Origin of the sequence: Paenibacillus sp. FSL H8-0168 (assembly GCF_038592955.1) — a bacterium.
Lineage (GTDB): Bacteria > Bacillota > Bacilli > Paenibacillales > Paenibacillaceae > Paenibacillus > Paenibacillus polymyxa_B.
In genome coordinates, this window is record NZ_CP151948.1 from 2,440,379 (window position 1) to 2,463,168 (window position 22,790).

Here is a 22,790-nt window from a genome sequence, read left to right on the forward strand (position 1 = left end):
ACTTGCGTATGAATATCGAGAATATGGAAGCCTTTGTATACGTGAATCATTATGGGAGCTTTAATAAGGCTGCAGAAGCTTTGTTCTTGTCCCAGCCCTCTGTTACAGCCCGGATTCAGACGCTAGAGCGCGAGCTAGAATGCAAGTTGTTCGACCGCCAAAGCAAGCAAACGGTTCTGACGGAGGATGGACGAAAGTTTCTTCCTTATGCGGAGCAGATGCTTCAGGTGCTGCAAAAAGGGAAACAAAAGCTCCAACAGCGTAAGAAAGCCCCTCAGCAAATTCGAATTGGTTGCACGATATCGGTGTCGAACTACATCATTCCTGAAATATTAAAGCAGCTTCGTGCCCGTTATCCAGAGGTTAACTACAAAATTGTGACGGCTACGACGGATCAACTGGTACATAAACTGTTGAACCGTGAGGTAGACATTAGTTTTGTCCGTAAAGTGATGCATCCGGCTATCCGTACGCTTGCTTTTTATGAAGATCCGATTTCCCTGTATGTATACGACGGCCATCCGTTTATGAAGACAGGAAAGGCCAGTATACAGGATATTCAACGTGAAACACTGGTGTTTTTTGAATGCGGATCATTAGATTGGATGAGAATCCATCGCGCTTTTGAATCACTGGAGCAGCCACCGGACATTGCTTTTCAGGTAGACAATGTGGTTACGGCCAAAAAGCTGGTATTGGAAGAAGCGGGTATTGCCTTTTTGCCAGATGTCTGTGTGAACCGTGAAGTAAAAGATCAGAAACTGTTCCGTGTCCATGTTCCAGAGGTAGCTGGGGTGTCGATGCAGATTAGCATAATAGCGACCAAAGAAGACTGTGCAGTGACCTCGGATTTTGCAGATGCACTGACAGAAGGTTTCCGGGGTGCTGTTTTATTACAGAAAAGTTCTTTGGCTTGATGGATTGACGTATAGGTTTCCAGGTGTTAAATTAATCACATCCTAAAACCAATTAAACTTATAGGAATTATTAATTATTGGATGTTGTAGCTACCATGTATGTCGCAAACTGCTGATATACAAAGAGATGAGGGGGATTCATATGAAAAAGTGGTTTGCAATATTGTCTGTTATGGCAATTATCCTGGTGTTGGCAGGCTGCGGTTCCTCAGATAACGCGTCTAGCGCGTCAGGTTCAAGCGGAGACGTGAAGAAAATTATCGTAGGCACAGGCACTCAATTCAAAAATGTATGCTTTATTGACGAAAACGGAAATTTAACAGGTTTTGATGTGGAGCTGATTAAGGAGCTGGACAAGCGCCTGCCTCAATACGAATTTGAATTCAAAACGATGGACTTTGGAAATTTGCTGCTAAGTCTCGATGCCGGCAAGATTGATCTGGTATCGCATCAAATGGAAAAAAACCCGGAGCGCGAGGCCAAGTATCTGTTCAACAAAAATCCGTATAGCATTTTTCTGAACAGAGTCGCTGTAGCGAAGGATAACAATACCATTCATTCAATTGATGATTTGAAAGGGAAAAAGGTACTCACCAGCCCAACCAGTAATGCGGCGTATGTGCTGAAAGAGTATAACAAAACCCACGCAGATGCCCTAAATATCGTTTATACGAGTGGTGCAGCCAATGATACGGTGCAACAAATTACGAGCGGCCGTATAGATGCTACCGTTACGACAGACTTTGCGAACCGTTTTAACACCGATGAAAAAGGAGAAGTAGCTCTGAAAACCGTTGGTGATCCTTTGACTCAATCGGATGTACTGTATGTACTGAACAAAAATGAGCAAGGGTTGGCGGATGACCTCGACAAAGCCATTCAGGAAGTGAAGGACGACGGTACGCTGTCGAAGCTGAGCATTAAATGGCTTGGAGAGGATTTCACTAAGTCTCTGGAAGATGTGAAAAAAGAAGGCAGCAGCAGTAAGAAGTAAGGATAGACGTGGACATTTCAGCGGTCAGGGTACTCTATGTATTCTGGCCGCTGATGTATAGAAAGGAGGCAGGCATATGAGCAGAGAGTTCAATATTGACTATGTTTTTAGCTTTATCCCGAAAATGTTGTCTTACTTACACATCACCTTGTTTATTGTGGCAAGCTCGCTTGTATTGGGGCTTATCATTGGTCTGTTGGTTGCGCTGCCTCGCATGTATAACATTCCATTTCTCAAACGTGTTTCTCAAGTGTATGTTTCCTTTTTTCGCGGAACACCTATTCTAATCCAATTGTTTCTGGTGTATTACGGCCTGCCGGAGCTACTAAAGCTGGTGGATATCAATTCCTCCAGATGGGATGTGCTGTGGTTTGCCGTAGCAACCTACGCGCTCAATAGTGGAGCCTTTATTTCCGAAATTATCAGGTCAGGAGTAGAGGCTGTAGATCGGGGACAAATCGAGGCTGCACAGTCCGTCGGCATGTCAGGCTATCAGACCTTTACACGTATCATTATGCCGCAAGCGCTGGCTGTCGTGGTTCCGGTATTTTCCAATCTGGTGATTGGCAATCTGAAGGATACTTCGCTGGCATTTACGATCGGAGCGATGGAGATGACAGGGAAATCACAGACATTAGGGTCAGCTACCCAGCATTTTGTTGAAACCTATATCGCGTTATCCCTTATCTATTTGGTGATCAGTCTGATTTTACAAAAATTGTTCAAGGTGCTGGAAAATACGCTTCTCCGGCATGAGCATCGGGATGCAGTACAGAAAGAACCCGAAAAACGAAAAAGTTTTGTGGTGCGTTACCTGAGAAGTCCCCGTCTTAGTAAAGGAGGTAAAGGCATATGAGTCTGGATTTTAGATTTATATATACTGCCTTTTTAGGGTTGTTCTCCGCGTTGCCCAATACCTTAATAATTACGGTGGTTTCCGTACTGGCAGGGTTGGTCATCGGTATTATAACGGCGCTGGCGCGAATTTATAAGGTTCCTGTGTTGTCCCAGATTTCTCACGGTTACGTTACCTTTATCCGTGGCACACCGATGCTGATGCATTTGCTGCTTATTTATTTCAGTTTGCCTTTGTTGATTGATGCGGGAGCGAAGCATTTCGGCTGGCCGCTGCAATCCAAAGATGTTCCTTATATGGTATTTGCACTCATTTCGTTTTCCATTACCAGTGGCGCGTATATGTCTGAGGTCGTCCGTTCTGGAATTCAATCGGTCAACAAGGGACAAATCGAGGCGGCTTATGCCGTCGGTATGACGACGTGGCAAGTGCTGAGACGGATTGTATTTCCGCAGGCGTTCGTGGTGAGTTTGCCAAACCTGACGAATTCCGTTATTGGGATGCTTCATGGCTCTACCTTGGCCTTCACGGTTTCGGTCACAGAAATCCAGGCACAGGCTGAAATTCTAGCATCTACCAACTGGAAATATTTAGAGGTATATATTGCAGCTGCACTGCTATTTTGGGGCTTGACGGTATTGATTGAACGAATATCCGGCTTGGTAGAGAAAAAAATCAATGTGTTTAATGGAGGTCGAGCATCATGATCCGTCTGCAAAATATTACGAAGTCGTTCGGCAAACATGAAGTGCTCAAAGGCATTGATTTGACCGTGAACAAAGGCGAGGTCGTCGTTATTTTAGGCCCGAGCGGTTCAGGTAAAACGACTCTGCTACGCTGCATTAATTATCTGGAAAAGCCGAATGATGGGGAAGTTAGCATTGGCGATTTTACAGTGAACTGCAAGCGACCTGCGAAGAAGGATGTTTTGGCTCTACGTCAAAAGACGGCTATGGTTTTCCAGCAATACAATTTGTTCAAGCATAAAACAGCACTGGAAAATGTCATGGAAGGACTTGTCGTTGTCCGCAAGGTCAAGCAGGAGGAAGCGAAAAAAATCAGCATTGAAGTGCTGGAAAAGGTCGGTCTGGGTGAAAAGCTGAATCATTATCCAAGCCAGCTATCTGGCGGGCAGCAGCAGCGTGTCGGCATAGCGCGTGCTTTGGCGCTGAACCCGGAAGTGATTTTGTTCGATGAGCCGACTTCGGCGCTGGACCCTGAGTTGGTGGGTGAGGTGCTGTCGGTGATCCGCAAGATTGCGAAGGAAGGCATTACAATGATTGTCGTTACACATGAAATGGGCTTTGCGCGCGATGTTTCAAATCATGTGGTATTTATGGATGGCGGTCATATTATCGAGGAAGGCACACCGGACGACATTTTTAACCACCCCAAAGAGGAACGTACCAAACAATTTCTGAAACGGATTACACCGGAATATAACTATTCAATTTAGACGGGAGAGGGAGACATGAGTATTAAAATCGGAGTATTGGATCAAAGCCCTATACACGAGGGGGAAACGGCAGCGCAGGCCCTTCGTAATACGATTAAGCTAGCACAGCGTGTAGAGGAATTGGGATTTACGCGCTTCTGGGTATCAGAGCATCACGATTCCGAGCAGGTTGCGGGCTCTTCGCCAGAGGTACTCATTTCCCATTTGCTGGCATGCACTGAGCGTATTAAAGTCGGTTCTGGTGGAGTGATGCTTCAGCATTACAGCCCTTATAAAGTAGCTGAAAACTTTAATGTGCTGTCCTCTCTTGCACCGGGTCGCGTAGATTTGGGAATCGGACGCGCACCGGGCGGGTTGCCGAAATCCACACAGGCGTTACAACGAAACGTTCATGATGCGCCTTCTCTCGAAGAAAAAATTGATGAAGTAAGTCGCTATATTCATAATATTCCGTCTGAAGAAGGACCGTTAGCCGGGTTACAGGCGAATCCGATTCCAGAAATACCAGCGGATATTTACGTTTTGGGTACAAGTACAGACAGTGCTGGAATTGCTGCGCGTTTGGGGTTGCCCTACGTTTTCTCGCAATTTATCAATAGTAATGAGCAGGTTGCATTGGAATCATTCCGTACGTATCGGGCGTCTTTCGATTATAGTTATGGACGTGAGCCGAAAGCTCTTTTTGCGCTTTCAGTCATCGTAGCGGATACTTCCGAGGAAGCTGCGGAGTTAGCAGGTGAGCACAAGCTGTACAAAATTCATCTGGCCAGTGGCAAGACGGCTACGGTGGGCACGCTGGAAAGTGCAGAAGAGTTTGGCAAGCAATCGGGTGAAGAATATACAATTGAAGCTACACAAGCGCAAATTAACAAAGGGACTAAAGACGAAATCTACGCTGTGCTGACGGAAATTCAAGCGAAGTATCAGGCCGATGAGCTGATCGTTACGACAGGAATAAGAGATATACACAAGCGTGTGCGCTCGTTCGAGTTGTTGCATGAAGCTTTTGCCGGATTGCCTGTGCAGTCCTAGATGTTGTTGGTCTGAGAGAATTGTAACTATTTTGGGTTCACGAAGGAGGAATAGGGATGAGTGGATCAACCGGGACGAAGGAGCAGGTTTTGGAGCAGAAGCTGGTGGACATTCGCCGCCATCTGCATCGAAATCCCGAGCTATCTAACGAGGAGGTTGAAACTACCGCCTTTATCCGCCGTCTGCTGGAAGAACAGAACATAACCATTCTGGATGTGCCGCTGCGTACCGGATTAGTTGCGGAAATCGGCGGACAGCAGGAAGGGCCAACTGTTGCGCTTCGTGCAGACATTGATGCGTTGCCCATTCAGGAGGAGACGGGATTGCCTTATGCTTCGGTGCACCCCGGCAAAATGCATGCCTGTGGGCATGATTTTCATACCGCATCCCTGTTAGGAGCAGCCATACTCCTGAAGCAGCGGGAGCAGGAGCTGAAAGGCACGGTTCGGCTGGTGTTCCAGCCAGCCGAGGAAAAGGCCAAAGGCGCTGCCCAAGTGCTGGACAGCGGTGCGTTGGCAGGGGTGCAGGCCATATTTGGCCTGCATAACAAGCCGGACCTGCCCGTAGGCACGGTCGGCATCAAAGAAGGTCCGCTAATGGCAGCGGCAGACGGTTTTTACATCGAGGTGGAGGGTCTGAGCACACATGCGGCAGTGCCACATGCAGGGATTGACCCCATCGTGGTATCGTCACATATCATTACGGCGCTGCAATCCATTGTGAGTCGGAGCGTTAATCCGCTGGATAGCGCGGTCATTAGCGTCACGAAGCTGCACAGTGGCAACGCCTGGAACATCATTCCAGACCGCGCCCATTTGGACGGAACCATTCGCACATTTGACGAGAATGTTCGCGCCCAGGTGACTGAGCGCTTCGAGCAGGTCGTAAAAGGCGTTGCCGATGCTTTCGGCACGAAAGCGACCATCCGCTGGATCGAGGGCCCGCCGCCTGTGCTGAACGACGGTAAGTTGGCCGTCATCGCGGAGGAGGCGGCAAAATTGGTCGGTCTGGACGTCGTTCGTCCCATACCATCCTCGGCGAGCGAGGATTTTGGGTTTTATCAGAAGAACATCCCTGGTGTATTTGTCTTTGTCGGCACTGCGGGAAGCCAGGAATGGCATCATCCTGCCTTTGATCTGGACGAACGCGCGTTGCCCGGAACAGCGAAGCTACTGGCTTCACTGGCAGATTCGGCATTGATATCCATAGAGTAGGAGTGCGAGCCTAGTCTATGGATACTTATCCCCTCCTTGTAGAGGGGATATTTTTGTTTGACGCTATATCATTCTAATTATAGTATAATTTTGTAATTTTATTCAAAATAAAGAGTGGGTGTAATAAGAGAGTAGGCGTTGTCCTTTTAAATGTCTCGTAAAAATAAAAGGTAGCTCAACCAACCGTGAAAATTTGATTTTTGGTCAAATCTATGCGGGAAAAGGAACGCTAAATTATGTAGTGCGTTGGCAATCCTTTAAAAATATCACTCTCAGCAGCGTAAAGATATGGTTTCCTGCTGAGTCGGCAAATTAATAATTGGAATAAGCAGTTGAAAGGGTATGATAAGGCGGAGCCAGCGGGGATTGTGGAATTGATTTAGTGAATAAACGGTTTTTTCATTTTATAAAATACCAGTTTTGTACATGCAAAGGGTATGTGTATATTCCAAGATACGATTAAAATGACTAATTTAAATCATTAAGGAAAATATTGACGATGTAATAATCCAGTGATAATATGATTTGTGATTATTTACAAAAAACGACAAGGAGGTTTGATAGTGTACTCTTGATCTCCTAGATTTGTTCGTAAATGCGAAAAGAGAGGTGATAGAGATCATCGTTTCAAGAAAACTATTGCAATAATACAAATGGATATGGAGGTACATACATGTTGAACAGAAAAGGAATGATGATGGCTTCTTTTTCAGTAGTCATTGCTAGTTCACTACTGATGGGAAACGCTAGTTTTGTATTCGCGGATTCTCATCTAAACGGGGATTCTGTAATTGCGGCAACGGGTGATTCGACATTGGCTGACATGCCAGCTTATCTCAAATCATCGGTGGAATGGGTTTGGAAGAATAGAATGTTGACCGAAGGCTCGACGGCGCGTAAAAATACGATTTTTGATCAAATTTTTGCGGGAAAAGGGACTCTTAATTATGTTATACGCTGGCAATCCTCTAAGCCCGTTACACTGAAGCAACGTCAGGATATTGCTAGAATGATAGATCGGCAGATGAACCATTGGACAGATCATCTACAAGGATATGACGGCTGGCCCTATAAGAATATTAAAGTAAAAGTGGTAGGCTGGGCTGTTGCCGATCCTTCACTGCTCCTAGACAAGCAGCCTGACGAGGTCATTTATACGGATACCATTACAGATACACTAGCTTCTGAAAAACCGGAAATTCCTGCCGCGCTTCCCGTTGCACCTAATGAAATATCGCGATTTGAGCATTTTTCGGACCCAAACTATTCGTATCCGGGTGGATTGGATAAACGCTTTGATATGTATCTCTGGGCCACAGAAAATTTTGGCGGGGGAGCCGGCGGCGACTGGGGACAGCGTATGAATGATGAATACGTTCTGAGTACGGTGAATTCGGATGAGATTGAGATTACTGAACATGAAATTGGGCATGGATTTGGATTAAACGATTTTTATGAAGAACATGAGCGTCCACCAGGTGGATTCCCAACGAACACTATTATGTGGGCCGGTAATTCCGATCATATCACCGACTGGGATATCTGGATGCTGCGTTATACCTGGAGTCAGCTCAAAAAAGATACTTCTCGTTTCCCAAGCGTGACTAACGGCGATGAGGGTCCCATCGATCCATCACCTGATGAAAACGCAAACATTGCGCCAGCTGCAACGGTCAGCACTTCTTATACTTCGCCTTGGGAAAATGTGAGCGCGCTTAATGATGGATTTGACCCAACCAGCTCTAATGATCGAAGTCATGCCGTGTATGGTAACTGGCCTGAGACGGGTACACAATGGGTCCAATATGATTTTGATCAAGAATATACGTTATCCCAAACGGATGTCTATTGGTTCCAAGATGGCGCTGGCGTTGATGTTCCTAAATCTTACAAGATTAAGTATTGGAATGGTCGCAGCTGGTCCAATGTCAAGCAGGCTAATGGATTGGGTACTTCGGCAGACCAGTATAATACAACTACTTTTACGCCTGTGAAAACAACAAAATTAAGAATTGAAATGGTATCCAAAGGTTCAGCATCCACAGGAATATTAGAGTGGAAAGTAGCAGCTAACAAACTTTAAACATCATATTATTTGTCCAAAGGTTGTCTCCTACGATATTTGTGGGAGACAACCTTTTCTAATTTCATAGCTGAACAGTTAGAGTCTGATGAGATCAGGCTTTTTTTGCGCCTTGATTATGATGCTTGTTACGTTCATATTTGTATCTGTGTTTTGCTACATTCTCGTATGAATGGATCACTAAGAATGAACGGGTGTACGATAGTATGTATAATGGACATCAGATATGAAAGAAAAGAGGACAGAAAGCGATGAGTCACGACGTGAATGCTCCTTACGATGTACATGTAGCATATGGACCGGTGTTTGAGTTGCTCAGCAGCTTACACACCTTTATTTGTCGCAAGGCTTACAAGAAGACCGATTTATCAGCTGGGTGGGCGGAGCAAGTGCGTGGAACGCTGTCTCCAGGTTTGTCCGAATTGCTGGAGTCCATGGAAATCAATGCAGATTGGAAGGTTATTTATGGACTCGTCTGTATGCTTTCTGATCAGGGGAACGTTGAAGAGGTCGTAGACCGTCTGGAGAACCGGACTGTACAGGAATTAAACGAACAGGCATCAGCCTATGGGATACCGCTGCCTGACGACATGGAGAAGCTTCGCAAACTTGCATTGCAGCTGCTATCCGGTTGGGATAAAGAGTATTTTCGTCATGTGGATACAAGGATTCTAAGCGGGCTGAAACAGGAAGCGGAACGCAGAAACCGGGAGAAGGGCGTATATAGCTCTATGGAGTGGGTGGATCGTACAACTAATGGCTTCCGATTCGAGCCTTCCGAAGGGTTGACGCAGGTGTTGCTGGTACCGCAATATCATTTTCAGCCGATAAATATTATTTATCGATTTGGGTCGCTCCTGTTGTGCCATTACTCGGCAGGAATTTATGTTCAGGAGGACGATTTTTTATCCCCACAGGAATATCGAATGATCCGAAGCTTGGGGGAGAAGAGCAGGCTCAAGATTTTAAAATATTTGTACCAAAGCCAGTCTCCACGCACCTTTATTGAGATTGTCCGTCATCTCAAGCTGTCCAAGGGAATCACGCACGACCATATTTTTAAGCTTCGTGCCTCTGGCTTCATCCATGCACATTTTGATGGTGAAACATTGCTCGGCTATAGCGCACGGCTTTTGGCAGTAGATGAAATGCATCGGAGCATCCTGGGCTATATGGAGCGAAATTAGGCTGCACGCACCAGTTAGACTTTAACACTTTAAACAAATAGACGCCGACCATTTGGAATCCAGATGAGTGGACGTCTATTTTTTTACATAAAAATGGAGTTCTCTCTTTACAGAACCGGAATAGATTCCTATAATGAGATTTATCTTATTAATTACAACTTGTTCGATCGGAATTTACTAAATTAACTTGGGGGGATTATTTTGAAAAAGGGAATTATTCTACTCAGCAGTCTACTTCTGGCAAGTTCTACCTTATTAGTAGCTTGCTCTAGTGGTGGATCAGATAGCGCTAGCGATGCTACTTCGCAAAATAGTGATGCCGCACAGACAGCCGCTACAGCGCAGCCATTAACAAGTCTGGTACAAGCGTCTGATTTATCCAAATTGCCGGAAGTGTCCCAAAAGAGAAGCGACACGATTATTGTTGGTCTGACTGACCCAGCTGGGGTGTTTACTCCGTATTTTAACCAAAGCGGCTATGACGGCAACGTGATTTCGCAGTTGTGGACTCCGCTGGTCACGGTAGATGAGAAGGGGCTTCCGCTGCCCAATCTGGCTAAGAGCTGGGATATTTCCAAGGATAATCTAACGTATACGTTTCATCTGGTTCCCGGTACAAAATTCAGTGATGGCTCTCCTTTGACAGCTGAGGATGTCGCTTTTACCTGGACGTTGATCTATGACAAAGCCTATCCTGGTGACAGCCAAATCCGAAAGCTGAACATTAAAGGCGGCAAAGATTATACGGAAGGCAAGGCAAAACAAATTGCAGGAATCAAGGTGATTGATGAGCAGACCATTTCTGCGACGTTGGAAAAACCAAACGCGCTTGCTTTGCCGATTCTGGGTGAGTATGTACTGTCCAAAGCCTACTACGGCAAGGATTATAAGTTCGGAGAGCTGGATTATTTTAAGAATCTACATAGTAGTCCTCTGGGAAATGGGGCTTATAAGTTAGAAAAATTCATTCCGGGGCAAGAAGTTCGTCTAGAGGCGAATGATTACTTTTTCAAAGGCAAACCGAAAACACAGCATTTCATTTACAAAACAGCAGAAGGCGACGCTTGGCAATTCATAGAAACAGGCGATACCGATTTTGCTCAATTCACCGCAACTCAGGAAAATATCGACAAACTAAAAGGGCTTGGCTTTTTAAACATTTTGCCTTATACCCCTAGCACTTACGGATATTTGCAAGTAAATCTTGAAAATGAAAAGCTTAAGGATAAAAAGGTTCGTCAAGCATTGACCTATGGACTGGATCGGAAAAGCATTTATGTCGACGCAGCTCAGGGAGCAGGGGCAGTTGCAAACATTCCAGCTTCCCCAATATTCTGGTCTTACACGACCGATGGAATCAATCCATACAACTACGACCCGGAGCAAGCGAAGAAGCTGCTGGATGAAGCGGGTTGGGTAGAAGGTAGTGACGGTATCCGTGAGAAAAACGGACAGAAGCTGACCATTCACCTGCTGACCTCTAAACGTCCAGAAACAGACACCTTTATTGCGCTTGCGGCTGAAAATTACAAAGCGATTGGTGTTGACCTTCAGCCGGAAATATTTGCAGACTTTAATGCAATGGTCGCCAAAGTAGAAGGTAAAGATTATGATCTTGCCGCCTTCTCGACAGGCATGCTGACAGATCCATCAGATGGAATCGAGCAATTCGTCAATGGAGAAGTCAAGGGATATAACAATCCAAAGGTAAAAGAGCTATATGAAAAAGGCTTGTCTACGACGAATATGGAAGAACGTAAGAAAATATATCAAGAATTATATGTGCTGCTAAACGATGAACTACCCGTTATTTTTACCAACTATAAGAAGACGGTGTATGCCTACAATGGTCGGATGGAACATGTAAAGGTCAGTCCGTTCATTGGCTTGTCTGGTAATCTGTTCGAATGGTCCCTTAAATAAGCCACATTTGCGGGCCCCTTGTGAAGAACATCAGGGTCAGATCAAGGGGCCTCCCAAATGGGGGAAACGTAATGAGTAGCCTGACCTTGAATTGAAAGGAGTCTGTCATGAGCTCGTTTTTAACGAAAAGACTGACGTATATGGTTATTATTTTGTTGGCCGCTTCGATGATGATTTTTTTCCTGTATGCCATGACACCGGGAGATTTCATTAGCGGCAATCTGAAGCTGTCGCCGGAGAGAAAAGCGGAGCTGAGGGAAATTCACGGCCTGAATAAGCCTATTCTTGAACGCTATGGAAATTGGCTAGGCAATGCGCTGCACGGCAATTTTGGTTATTCGCTTGCCCAGCAGAAGCCGGTACTGACCTTATTTAATGAGTACATCTGGAACTCGTTTTTGCTGGCCGTTATATCGACCTTCCTGACCTGGTTTATCGCGGTCATTATCGGTGTGATTGCTGCTTATAAGCAGTATTCATGGTTTGATACTCTGGTAATGGTGGTGATTTTCGCTGCCATGTCTGTTCCCTCCTTTTTTATCGGGTTGTATCTGATTAAAATCGCAGCGGTTGACCTGAAGTGGTTGCCACCCGGTGGCATGCTCAATACGGGCAGTAACGCTACAGGTATGGAGTATGTGAAGGAGGTTCTCCAGCATATGACCTTGCCAGTGATCGTTATGACGCTGCTGGGACTGGGGTCGTTGACCCGCTACTTCCGTAGCAATATGATCGACGTGATCCAGCAGGATTATATACGCACAGCCCGTGCAAAGGGCTTAAAGGAAAGAAAGGTACTTTTTACGCACGCATTGAGGAATGCATTACTGCCTGCCATTACGCTCGTTGGCTTCGAATTACCTGCGCTGTTTGGCGGGTCCCTGATTATTGAAAAAATTTTTAATTGGCCGGGAATCGGTCAGTTGTACATGCAATCCTTTTCGCTCCGGGATTATCCGCTACTTATGGGCTTTACGATGCTAATTGCCATTTTGAGCGTTATCGGAACACTGTTGTCCGATATTTTGTATCGCATCGCGGATCCGCGTGTGAAAGTGTAAGAAGGGGGCTAAGGAATGTCATCCGTGAGCAGTAATTTGAGCAAGAGCAACGGCAGACTGCGAACAACTGTTAAATCTTCAATGTGGCAGCAAGCGCTCCGGCAGCTGTTCAGAAACAAGCTTGCTATGGCTGGTCTGCTCGTCGTGGTATTTATGTTTTTGCTCTGTTTTATCGGTCCGTTATTTTCTCCTTATTCCAATAATAAAACAAATATATTAATGATGAACAAGGCGCCCAATATCCATCACTGGTTAGGAACAGACAAGCTGGGACGGGATGTGCTGACACGTGTGATGCAGGCAGGTCAAATTTCTCTTACCGTGGGTTTGGCTTCAATGGTATTGTCTGTGTTTTTGGGGGCTACGCTGGGGGTCATATCCGCATATTTTCGCGGAATTGCGGATCAGATTATTATGCGCGTTGCTGATTTGCTGCTGACGATTCCCAGTTTGCCGCTGCTATTTATTATGGGCGCGCTGCTATCTGACTGGAAGGTTCCACCCGATCAACGGATGTATATTGTCATGCTGATGCTTAGTCTGGTCAATTGGCCGGGGATTGCACGGATGGTGAGGGGCCAGATGCTTAGTTTACGGGAACGTGAATTTATGCAGGCCGCGACAGTACTGGGACTCTCGAATCGCCGAAAGCTATTCAAGCATCTGCTGCCGAATATTTTGCCGTTGTTGATCGTTATTGCTACATTGAATATTGGCGGAGCCATCCTGAGTGAATCTGTACTTAGCTTCTTTGGTCTTGGTGTGCTGCCCACGACACCGACTTGGGGCAATATGATTGATGCCGCCAACAATGTGCTGGATTTTCAGCAACGACCTTGGTTGTGGATACCGCCAGGACTGTCTATTTTTGCTACAGTCATCGCTATTAATATTTTTGGTGACGGGCTGCGGGATGTACTTGACCCGAAACATAAGAGGTAGGTGATCATACACCATGGACAATTTACTTTCCATTGAACATTTAAGCACTCATTTTTATACAGAAGAAGGAACGGTTAAAGCGGTGGATGATATCAGCTTCCGTGTGAAGCCAGGGGAAACGGTATGCATTGTCGGTGAATCGGGCTGCGGCAAAAGTATTACCGCGATGTCGATCATGGGTCTGATCCAGAGTCCTGGTGGTAAAGTGGCAGGCGGAAGCATCCGCTTTGAGAAAACCGATCTACTAGTGCTTAGCAGAAATGAGATGCGCACGATTCGCGGACATGAAATATCCATGATCTTTCAGGAGCCGATGTCTTCATTGAATCCGGTCATGACCATTGGTGAACAGCTATCCGAACCACTGATTGAGCATTTGAAAATGGGCCGTAAGGAAGCTCGTAAGCGAGCACTGGAGCTGATCGAACAGGTCGGTATATCCCGGCCAGAGCAGATTTTAAAAAGCTATCCGCATGAGCTGAGCGGGGGGATGCTACAGCGAATTATGATTGCCATTGCTGTTTCTTGCGGTCCCAAGTTGCTTATCGCGGATGAGCCAACCACGGCGCTGGATGTAACGATTCAGGCGCAAATTCTGGATATGCTGCGTGAGTTTAAAGCTCAATCCAATATGTCGCTCATGCTAATCACCCATGATCTGGGTGTTGTCGCCGAAATGGCTGATTACGTCATAGTGATGTATGCAGGCAAGATCGTCGAGGAAGGCGAAGTGGTACAGCTGTTCAATCATCCTAAGCATCCATATACACAGGGGTTACTAAAATCCAAACCGGTGCTTAATCAGCGCCAAGAGGAACTGTATTCCATCCCCGGGCAGGTCCCTAATCCGCTGGAGCTGACGACTTCCTGTTATTTTTACGACCGCTGTGGGCATTGCATGGACATTTGTCGTGTAAAGGAGCCTACATTAAAAGAAGTTTCAGCTCAGCAGAAAGCATCCTGCTGGTTATATGAGGAGGCGGTTGTTCATGGCTGAGCCGTTGTTGGAAATAGACCGCTTAAAAACGTACTTTCCGGTGAAGTCCGGGTTTATGAACCGTACTTCAGGACATGTGCGGGCGGTAGACGATATTAGCTTTACGATCCGTCAGGGTGAAACCTTTGGATTGGTAGGGGAATCGGGGAGCGGTAAAAGCACGGTGGGCCGCACGATTGTTAGATTGACAGATAAAACGGACGGTACCGTAAAATACAAAGGGGTAGATGTGCACAGCCTGTCTGCCAAAGGGATGCAGGAACTTCGTCCCAAAATTCAGCTGATCTTTCAAGACCCCTATAGCTCACTGAATCCACGTGTACGGATTGGTGATGCCATTGGTGAGGCGCTACTGGATCATGGTATAGCAACGAAGGAGGAGGTCCGGCAGATTGTGCTGGACGTGCTCAAGCTATGTGGATTGTCAGAGTATCATATCGACCGTTTTCCCCATGAATTCTCGGGAGGGCAACGCCAACGGATCGGCATTGCCCGGGCGCTGGCACTTCAGCCGGATCTAATTATCGCTGATGAGCCGGTATCAGCGCTGGATGTGTCCATACAGGCGCAGATTATTAACCTATTCGCCAAATTGCAGGCCGAACGGGGTCTGACATATTTGTTCATCTCGCATGATTTGAGCGTGGTAGAACATTTGTGTTCCCGTATTGGCGTGATGTATTTAGGCTCCATGGTCGAAACGGCTTCGCGTGACGAGCTATTTGTGAATCCGTTGCATCCGTATACGAAGGCGCTGCTGTCGGCTGTACCTATTCCGGTGCCGAAGCTGAAAAGAGAACGAATTTTGCTCAAGGGGGATATTCCAAGTCCGGTTAACCCGCCATCGGGCTGTAAGTTCCACACTCGCTGCCCCTTTGCAATCGATCGTTGCTCTAAAGAAATTCCACTCTATCGTGAGGCTCGTCCAGATCACTGGGTGGCTTGCCATTTGGCTGAATGAACAGAGCTAGTCAACAAATTTTAAAGCCGTTGAAACGGCAGACCGTTCACCACAATGAATCGGTTCTACTGTTTCAACGGCTTTTTAATGTTGTGATTCAAACCGCTTGGGTTGACAACACACCTGGAGTAACGTTATATTAAATATTAATCGTAATTATTACTATTTAAGGTGTGAAATCATGTCCATATCCGTGTTCATCCATCTCGCGGTAGTGAGGGTGAACCTTCATGATTGGCATATATCACAAGGAGGAGCTTTACATGGCCAAGAAGTCAAAAGTCGTAAAAGAGAAGAAACGCCAGGAAATTGTAGCTAAATATGCGGATCTGAGACGTGAATTGAAAGCAAAAGGGGACTACGAAGCTTTGCAAAAGCTTCCGCGTGACTCATCTCCAAGCCGTCTGAAAAGCCGTTGCGAGCTGACAGGCAGACCCAGAGGATACTTGCGAAAATTCAAGCTGTCTCGTATCGCATTTCGCGAGTTGGCACATAAAGGCCAAATTCCAGGAATTACGAAATCAAGCTGGTAAATAGGCACTTATGTCAATCGTCAGCGCATGGAGATTATCTGTGTTGTTAACCTGAGGGTATGTCTGATAGAAGGTTGTAACGGGAATGCTTCATGTCGTAGGGGACATGGGGCATTCCTTTTCCATGGAAAATATTATCGTTTGTATTGATTCTCCTCAGCTGGTTAGGTAGAATATGGACGGGTTAAAAATAATACATAACAAACGATGATATATCAGATTATGTATACCTCAGGAGGAGCTACAAGATGGAAGTGAAAGAGAGAGAGGACTCCTTTTGGAGTATGGTCAAAAAAGGAAACAAATCCTCAGGCTCGGCGGCGTTAGGGAATACCGGCATTGCTCTGATTAAGGGAATTGCTTTTGCCTTGACAGGCAGCGGTTCTATGTTTGCTACGATGATGCATTCCATTGCGGATGCAGTGAATCAAATGTTTGTATTCGCGGGCAGTGTACTGGCAGAGAAAAAACCGACAAAACGCTTTCCTACCGGCTTTGGACGAGTGATTAACCTGTTCTGTATGGTTGCCGTTATTGTCGTAACGATTATGGCCTATGAAACCGCATTGGAAGGTATTCATTTGCTGCAGCATCCGGCTGAATCTACACATGGATTTTGGATTAATGTTATAGTACTGATTTTGTCACTAGTGGTGGACGGATTTGTATGGAGCAAAGCGATGAAAGAAGTGCTGCATGAATCCAGAGTAGAAGCGAAGGGGTTAGGCATTTTCACCTCTGCGTTCCGTCATGTGGGGCGTGCTGCACCGCCAACCCGGCTGGTGTTTTATGAAGATTTGGTAGCAACAACGGGTGGAGTACTCGCTTTGCTAGCAGTGGTGGTCACATCGCTGACAGATTTTAAACTGCTGGACGGAATTTCGAGTATTCTCATCGGTTGTCTGATGGTTGGTGTTGCTTTCCGGGTCGGTTACGACAACATGGTAGGTTTGATCGGTGTATCTGCTCCTCCTGATATCGAAGAACGTGTGGCTTCCATTATTCTCGCAGATACGCATGTTACGGATATTTATCAAATGCGTATTTTACAGGAGGGACGCTATTATCACGTGGAAGGGTTGATTGAGCTTACGCCGGGCATGACGCTGGCAGATGCTGACGATATTAAATTTAGAGTCGAGGACGCCTTGCTGCGTGATCCTAATATCTCAGATGCAGCACTGGGTATTCTGGAGGATGACGGGATTAGAAAGTGGAAACAAGAGAAACCCACAGTTTAGAAAACATGATCAAAGCGAATCTGGACGGAGATTGGCACTAGTGTAAAACAAGAACTTCCATGACCACGGCAACGGGGCATAGAGGTTCTTTTATTTTTTCTCAATTGTTTTGCTACCCCTTTGAATTTACAATGATTGTTAGATACAATGAAAGCGTTAACAAAAAAGAAGGTGAAACAAATGCTTCTCATGAGGAGGAAATGCAGATGAGTCTTCTGAGGGAGGCTTGGCCTGCTTCGCGGCTCGTTAAGGCGCTGGCTGGCGGCATGCAGGATTCAGCAAGGCAACGGTTAAGGAGTAATTGGACAAAAAGGCTGCGGACGACTGTCTCTGAGCCGATATACGCCGAACTTTGGATGGATATTGTGCGTGTCTGTAAAGATAATCGGGAAACATCATGGCCTGAACTGCCGTTGTCTCTGTTTCGGGAATTTACTAATACAGGAGAGCGCAAGCCGTATGAGGATGTGTACTTTGAACGGCGTGGACGACTGGTTGCTATAGTGCTTGAAGCTGTTGTCAAGCCGGAGCCTCGAAAGATGAAAGAGGTGGAAAGCGGTCTGCTGGACATATGTAGCGAGTACACATGGGCGCTTCCTGCACATGTCAATGAAGAGGACACAGTAACACCGCCTTGGCAGCAGGTGGATTTATTCGCGTCCGAAACAGCACAAACGCTGGTTGAAATTTTATTGCTGCTAGGAGAACAACTGGCTAGCCATGTGGTCGCTCAGGTGCACGAAGAGATTGAACGTCGTGTGCTGGAACCCGTTTTTTGGAAGCCTCGTCATTTTGGATGGGAAACCGCAGATCATAATTGGTCGGCAGTATGTGCTTCCGGTTGCGGAATTGCAGCATTGCTGCTGGTAGAAGACGACTTTTCCAGAGCGGTAGCCATCGAGAGTATGCTGGGCGCGCTGGATTGTTTTTTGGCAGGCTACAGAGAGGACGGGGGATGTCCCGAAGGAGTAGGTTACTGGGTGTACGGCTTTGGTTATTTCACTTATTTTGCCGATATGCTGCGTGAGTTTACCGAGGGAGCTGTGGATATTCTGAACTCGGAAAAGGTTAGGCAAATCGCAGCCTTTGCAGAGCGGGTTCATCTGTCGGATGGTATTTTCGCTAATTATTCGGACAGTAGTGAAACGGAACGATTGCCTTCCGGACTCATTTCTCATTTGAATTCTTTGCAAGGAGGACCATCTACACTCCCTTTCCGCGTACCTGGTCTGTTGGAAGACCCCTGTCGCCGCTGGGCTCATGTATTGCGCAACTTGGTCTGGACGAATCCTCTGGCATTCGGGAGCGGTGAGACCGTTACCAATTATTTGCCGCAACTCGGTTGGCTGATGTGCCACAGCTGCAGTTCCAGCCATAGTGGACCCGAAAGCCAAAAGGGTGAACCAGGTGTCATGCTTGCATTTTCAGCGAAGGCTGGGCATAACAATGAACCGCACAATCATAACGATCTTGGACATTTCATCCTTCATGGCGGTGGCGAAAATATATTGTGCGATCTGGGAGCAGGCTTGTACACGAAAGCCTATTTTTCATCGGGACGAGAGTCGATTATTAATATCTCCTCCGGCGGTCATTCCGTGCCTGTCATCAATGGGACTATGCAGCAATCGGGCGCACAGGCAAAGGCGGCTGTGCTGGATATTGCTTTGGATGAGCAGGAGGAGGTACAGACGGGCACAAGGCTTAAGCTTGATTTGACATCTGCTTATCCTGTAGAAGAATTGGCAGTCTTCACCCGCTCCTTTACATGGAATGTGCTGGAGGGAAACGAGGGGGCAAGGCTTACCGTCACAGATCATTTTGAGTTTGAAACGTCTGGCGTGAGCATGAAGTCACGGGATGTGGAGGAGCTTTTGATCAGTCGTATTCAGCCTAATCTGGGAGCAGGCTTCGTGGAATGGAAGGGAGCGAACGCAGGGGTCAGGTTAGATTATGATGCCAGCGTGCTGCGGGCGGGGTTGGAGGCTGTGAAGCACATAGATCATGACGGAATTCCTTTTGTGTTTTATAAAACATCGCTGCAACTGGACTCCAATCAATGGAACGGTTCTGCAAGCGTAGATTGCAATCTGTTTTTTACCATACATTAATTTTCATTTTGAATGGGAGGCAGACAGGATGAATAAGCTGCAGACAGGCAGCGTGTACCCTTGGCAGACGGAGCTGGAGAGATTTATAGAACAGGTGGAAAGCGCGCCAAATCGAGTGAATGACGGATGGACTCACCAACATAAGCTGGCTGTGCTGGAAAAGCTGGTTCGCGCATATGCCCTGCATCAGGACGAAACCGGAGCTATCATTGACCCCCATTCTGAAAGTGAACGGTACTACTCCACCCCCTCCTATGCGTTGGCTGCGGCGGTGTTGGTCAAAGAAGGTCGGCATGATTTACTGGAATCTGCTGCTGCGGCCTTGACGCATAGCATAGCTTGTGTAGTGGAGGAAAAAGCGCCAGATCACCACCCAGACTTTTTTCCAATTATGATGATGGGCGCGTATCGGCTCCTTAAAAATCTTGTGCCAGAGCAAGCCACGGCTTGGAAACAGCAACTGAGCAGGATTCAGCCGGAGCAGACCTACATTTTTACGATGAGCAAAATGAAAAATCCGAACCGGATGATCAACTGGAATGCGATTATGATTTCCGGCGAGTTTTTGCGTGCAGCGGAAGGAATTGCAGCCGATTCGGAATGGATGGAGACGTATATCTACAGCTACCACCTGCCTCGTTTTACCGGCTTGGGCCTGTACCAGGATGGACCGCTGGATCGGCCCAATAGTCCATTTGCCTACGATATTGTTACACGTTTTCATTTGGGTGTAATGCTGGAGAACGGATATGATGGCAGCTGCGCACTCGAACTGCGTGACCACCTTCGCAGGGGAGCGCTCAGCACATTGCTGGCGCTATCCCCGCACGGGGAAATTCCGCCGCGTGGAAGAAGCGCGCAGCATCAGTGGAACGAAGCGGCGGCGGCCTTTGTCTTTACAACACATGCTCAGCAAGCTTTTACAGCAGGAGAGCATGGGCTCGCAGGTGCGTTCCGACGGGCAGCAGATCTATGCTGGCAAGCCATTAGCCGTTGGCAGACCGATGACGGCAAGCTGCATATCGTCCGCAACCATTATTCGTCCGAGGCACGGCATGGCTTTGAGGTGTACTCGAATCATACCTGCTACAGTCTGTGGACGGCGGCTGTGCTGGCCCACACCCTTCTACATGGGGAGGAGATGGATCGCATTTCCCCAACCTTCATCCCGGCGGAGATCGGCAGCCGGGTGTTGGCAACGGATGGTTGGTTCCAGACTGTCATTGCAGCCGTAGAGGGGCAGCAAATGCTTGTGCAAACATCGGTCAACGATCCGTACAATGTTCCGGGCATCGTGCGTATTCAGCAGTCTGCGCTGCCGTCGCTGATCGGTCCGTCCTCAGCAGGTCACGCAGACCGCGGCTTTACAGGCTTCGCGGAGGGAGATATTTTCCCGCTAAGCTACACCCCGGCCTGGCAAACGGAGGACGGAAAGTGGCACAGCTTGTCGGAGGGCATTCCCGGTACGCTGGAGTTCGACCGGGATGGAGGGATTGACCCGCAGGATGGTGGAGGAACCGTACAGATGGAACAAAGCTCAGCGTCTGACGGAGCAACGGATTTTACACTCCTGTGGGAAGGCCCATTCCCGGGAGTGAGGGAAATCCGAACGCATTATCGTCAGGTACCCGGCAAAATTGAAGTGGCGTATGAGCTTCAAGGCAATATTCAGAATGTAGGGGCACTTATTCCCCTAATGGCGTACGACGGTCGGGAGCGCAGTGTTATTCATCATGTCATGTCAGCTGGGAAAGAAACGGAAAGCATTCGAGTAGAATACGCAGGTGCAAGCCTTGAAGTCATCCCGACGACGGAAGGAACGAACGTGGTTTGGCCGGAAGAATTAGCTTCCGTGGCCTGTCGGAATGGTTTACTTAAGGGAGCGCGTCTGGAATGTGAAGGCAACCGCATTTCCTTTATCATTCGGTTACCTGAATAGATAGAGCTAGAGCCATAAATATGGTTTAACATGTGGAAAAAGGAGAGGAAAAAGAAATGACGAAAGCAGAAGCGTGGCTGGAGCAATCGTGGGAGCTGGCTTTGGATAAGACGCTTGCCTTGGCGGCAAGACTGGGAGACACTTTTCCACATGTTGCTGAGGGTGGACGTTATGATAATCGTGAAGAAGCGTGGTGGACAGCAGGCTTTTATCCGGGGCTGCTATGGCTAGTCAATCGGGCGCGTCCTGACAGTGTGGCTGCCGGGATTGCACAGCGGTGCGAGGGTCGTTTGGAAAAAATACTCTATAATAGCGAAGCTGTAGACCATGATCTTGGCTTTATTTGGCTGCTCAGCGGTGTGGCCGCCTATCGGCTGACCGGAGATTTAGAGTCCAGAAGACGTGGGCTGTTGGCTGCCAATCTGCTGGCTGCCCGTTTTAACGTGAATGGCCGTTTTATTCGCGCGTGGAACTTTCCCTCGAAGGACATGGATACACGGGGCGTTGCGATTATAGACAGTATGATGAATCTACCCTTGCTTTATTGGGCTTCGGAGGAAAGCGGAGATCCGCGTTTTGCCGCTCTAGCTGTGCAGCATGCAGATACCGTAGCACGTGAATTTGTTCGTTCAGACGGTTCTATCACACATGTGGTCGAATTCGATCCGGAGATTGGAAAAAAGGTCGCCGAGCATGGCGGACAGGGATTTGCTCCAGGTTCTGCCTGGGCACGTGGCACGGCTTGGGCTTTGTATGGTTTTACTCTTTCGTATGGGTACACGCGCGATTCGCGTTACTTGAAGGTGGCCGAGAACACGGCTGATTTTTTCCTATCCCAGTTGGGTGATGCTTGCCTGCCTGTGTGGGATTTTAGAGCAGAAGAAGAGCACCGCGGGGCATGGGATTCATCGGCTGCGGCAATTGCGGCCAGTGGTTTGCTGGAGCTGGCAAAATATTCGACGCGTGCGGAGCATTTTACAGAAGCTGCAGAATCTATCCTCGAGGGCTTGCATCATACGTGTACAGCGTGGGGCGAGGAGCATGAGGGATTGCTGATGAACGGGACCGTACATTATCCTGAGCAAAAACACATCAACGTTCCCATTATCTATGGCGATTATTTCTTTGTCGAGGCATTGGCAAAGCTGCGCGGTGAAGAAGGTTTGTTTAGTGTTGAATGCAAAAAAATATAGTGTATAAGCGTGCAAGAACGAACTCATTTTTAATCGTCCTATCGTTTTTCAGATTTACGGAATGAATTGTGAGGCAGCGTGTGTGTAATTTCATTTACATATGCGCTGTTTTTTATGCCTGAAAGGGCTGAATTTATTTCGATGCCAAAG

General features: G+C 47.2%; 19 protein-coding genes. All 19 read left to right on the top strand.

The window, feature by feature from the left end; genetic code table 11:
- Positions 1–8: 8 nt before the first annotated feature.
- The 19 genes from MHI21_RS11525 (at position 9) to MHI21_RS11615 (ending at position 22,640) form a co-directional block, all read left to right on the top strand.
- Positions 9–917, top strand: a complete 909-nt coding sequence (locus MHI21_RS11525; protein WP_342420029.1) for a LysR family transcriptional regulator — start codon at positions 9–11, stop codon at positions 915–917.
- A gap of 142 nt (positions 918–1,059) precedes the next feature.
- Entirely contained in the window at positions 1,060–1,911 is an 852-nt protein-coding gene (locus MHI21_RS11530; protein ID WP_061830370.1) for a transporter substrate-binding domain-containing protein, read from the top strand.
- Between the two features lie 76 nt (positions 1,912–1,987).
- Positions 1,988–2,767 (top strand): amino acid ABC transporter permease, encoded by a 780-nt coding sequence (locus MHI21_RS11535; protein WP_023988355.1) that lies wholly within the window; start codon positions 1,988–1,990, stop codon positions 2,765–2,767.
- Positions 2,764–3,474: an amino acid ABC transporter permease gene (locus MHI21_RS11540; RefSeq protein WP_342420030.1), complete on the top strand. Its 711-nt coding sequence runs from the start codon at positions 2,764–2,766 to the stop codon at positions 3,472–3,474. The genes MHI21_RS11535 and MHI21_RS11540 overlap by 4 nt, the downstream gene beginning before the upstream one ends.
- Positions 3,471–4,223 (top strand): amino acid ABC transporter ATP-binding protein, encoded by a 753-nt coding sequence (locus MHI21_RS11545; protein WP_025722945.1) that lies wholly within the window; start codon positions 3,471–3,473, stop codon positions 4,221–4,223. Before MHI21_RS11540 ends, MHI21_RS11545 begins: the two co-directional genes overlap by 4 nt.
- 15 nt (positions 4,224–4,238) lie before the next feature.
- Positions 4,239–5,255 (top strand): LLM class flavin-dependent oxidoreductase, encoded by a 1,017-nt coding sequence (locus MHI21_RS11550; RefSeq protein WP_342420031.1) that lies wholly within the window; start codon positions 4,239–4,241, stop codon positions 5,253–5,255.
- A gap of 56 nt (positions 5,256–5,311) precedes the next feature.
- The gene (locus MHI21_RS11555) at positions 5,312–6,469 is read left to right on the top strand and encodes an amidohydrolase (protein ID WP_342420032.1); all 1,158 of its coding nucleotides are present in this window, start codon (positions 5,312–5,314) and stop codon (positions 6,467–6,469) included.
- A gap of 673 nt (positions 6,470–7,142) precedes the next feature.
- A complete protein-coding gene (locus tag MHI21_RS11560) occupies positions 7,143–8,552 on the top strand; it encodes a discoidin domain-containing protein (protein WP_341161632.1) in 1,410 nt (469 codons plus the stop codon).
- Between the two features lie 251 nt (positions 8,553–8,803).
- Positions 8,804–9,739 (top strand): ArsR family transcriptional regulator, encoded by a 936-nt coding sequence (locus MHI21_RS11565; protein ID WP_342420033.1) that lies wholly within the window; start codon positions 8,804–8,806, stop codon positions 9,737–9,739.
- Positions 9,740–9,940: 201 nt separating this feature from the next.
- Positions 9,941–11,662: an ABC transporter substrate-binding protein gene (locus MHI21_RS11570; protein WP_342420034.1), complete on the top strand. Its 1,722-nt coding sequence runs from the start codon at positions 9,941–9,943 to the stop codon at positions 11,660–11,662.
- Between the two features lie 107 nt (positions 11,663–11,769).
- Positions 11,770–12,723 carry an ABC transporter permease gene (locus MHI21_RS11575; protein ID WP_342420035.1) on the top strand — a complete coding sequence of 318 codons (954 nt, stop codon included), beginning with the start codon at positions 11,770–11,772 and terminating at the stop codon, positions 12,721–12,723.
- Positions 12,724–12,738: 15 nt separating this feature from the next.
- On the top strand, positions 12,739–13,665 hold the full coding sequence (gene opp4C / locus MHI21_RS11580) for an oligopeptide ABC transporter permease (protein WP_342420036.1): 927 nt from the start codon (positions 12,739–12,741) through the stop codon (positions 13,663–13,665).
- Positions 13,666–13,678: 13 nt separating this feature from the next.
- The gene (locus MHI21_RS11585) at positions 13,679–14,662 is read left to right on the top strand and encodes an ABC transporter ATP-binding protein (protein ID WP_342420037.1); all 984 of its coding nucleotides are present in this window, start codon (positions 13,679–13,681) and stop codon (positions 14,660–14,662) included.
- On the top strand, positions 14,655–15,623 hold the full coding sequence (locus MHI21_RS11590) for an ABC transporter ATP-binding protein (protein WP_342420038.1): 969 nt from the start codon (positions 14,655–14,657) through the stop codon (positions 15,621–15,623). Before MHI21_RS11585 ends, MHI21_RS11590 begins: the two co-directional genes overlap by 8 nt.
- Before the next feature lie 263 nt (positions 15,624–15,886).
- Positions 15,887–16,156, top strand: a complete 270-nt coding sequence (gene rpsN / locus MHI21_RS11595) for a 30S ribosomal protein S14 (RefSeq protein ID WP_342420039.1) — start codon at positions 15,887–15,889, stop codon at positions 16,154–16,156.
- Positions 16,157–16,404: 248 nt separating this feature from the next.
- Positions 16,405–17,397, top strand: coding sequence for a cation diffusion facilitator family transporter (locus MHI21_RS11600; protein WP_061831926.1), 993 nt, complete (start codon positions 16,405–16,407; stop codon positions 17,395–17,397).
- A 206-nt stretch (positions 17,398–17,603) separates the two neighbouring features.
- Positions 17,604–19,508: a heparinase II/III family protein gene (locus MHI21_RS11605; protein WP_342420040.1), complete on the top strand. Its 1,905-nt coding sequence runs from the start codon at positions 17,604–17,606 to the stop codon at positions 19,506–19,508.
- A gap of 28 nt (positions 19,509–19,536) precedes the next feature.
- Positions 19,537–21,447 carry a glycosyl hydrolase gene (locus MHI21_RS11610; protein WP_342420041.1) on the top strand — a complete coding sequence of 637 codons (1,911 nt, stop codon included), beginning with the start codon at positions 19,537–19,539 and terminating at the stop codon, positions 21,445–21,447.
- Between the two features lie 56 nt (positions 21,448–21,503).
- Positions 21,504–22,640, top strand: coding sequence for a glycosyl hydrolase (locus MHI21_RS11615; protein WP_341161622.1), 1,137 nt, complete (start codon positions 21,504–21,506; stop codon positions 22,638–22,640).
- Positions 22,641–22,790: the final 150 nt, after the last annotated feature.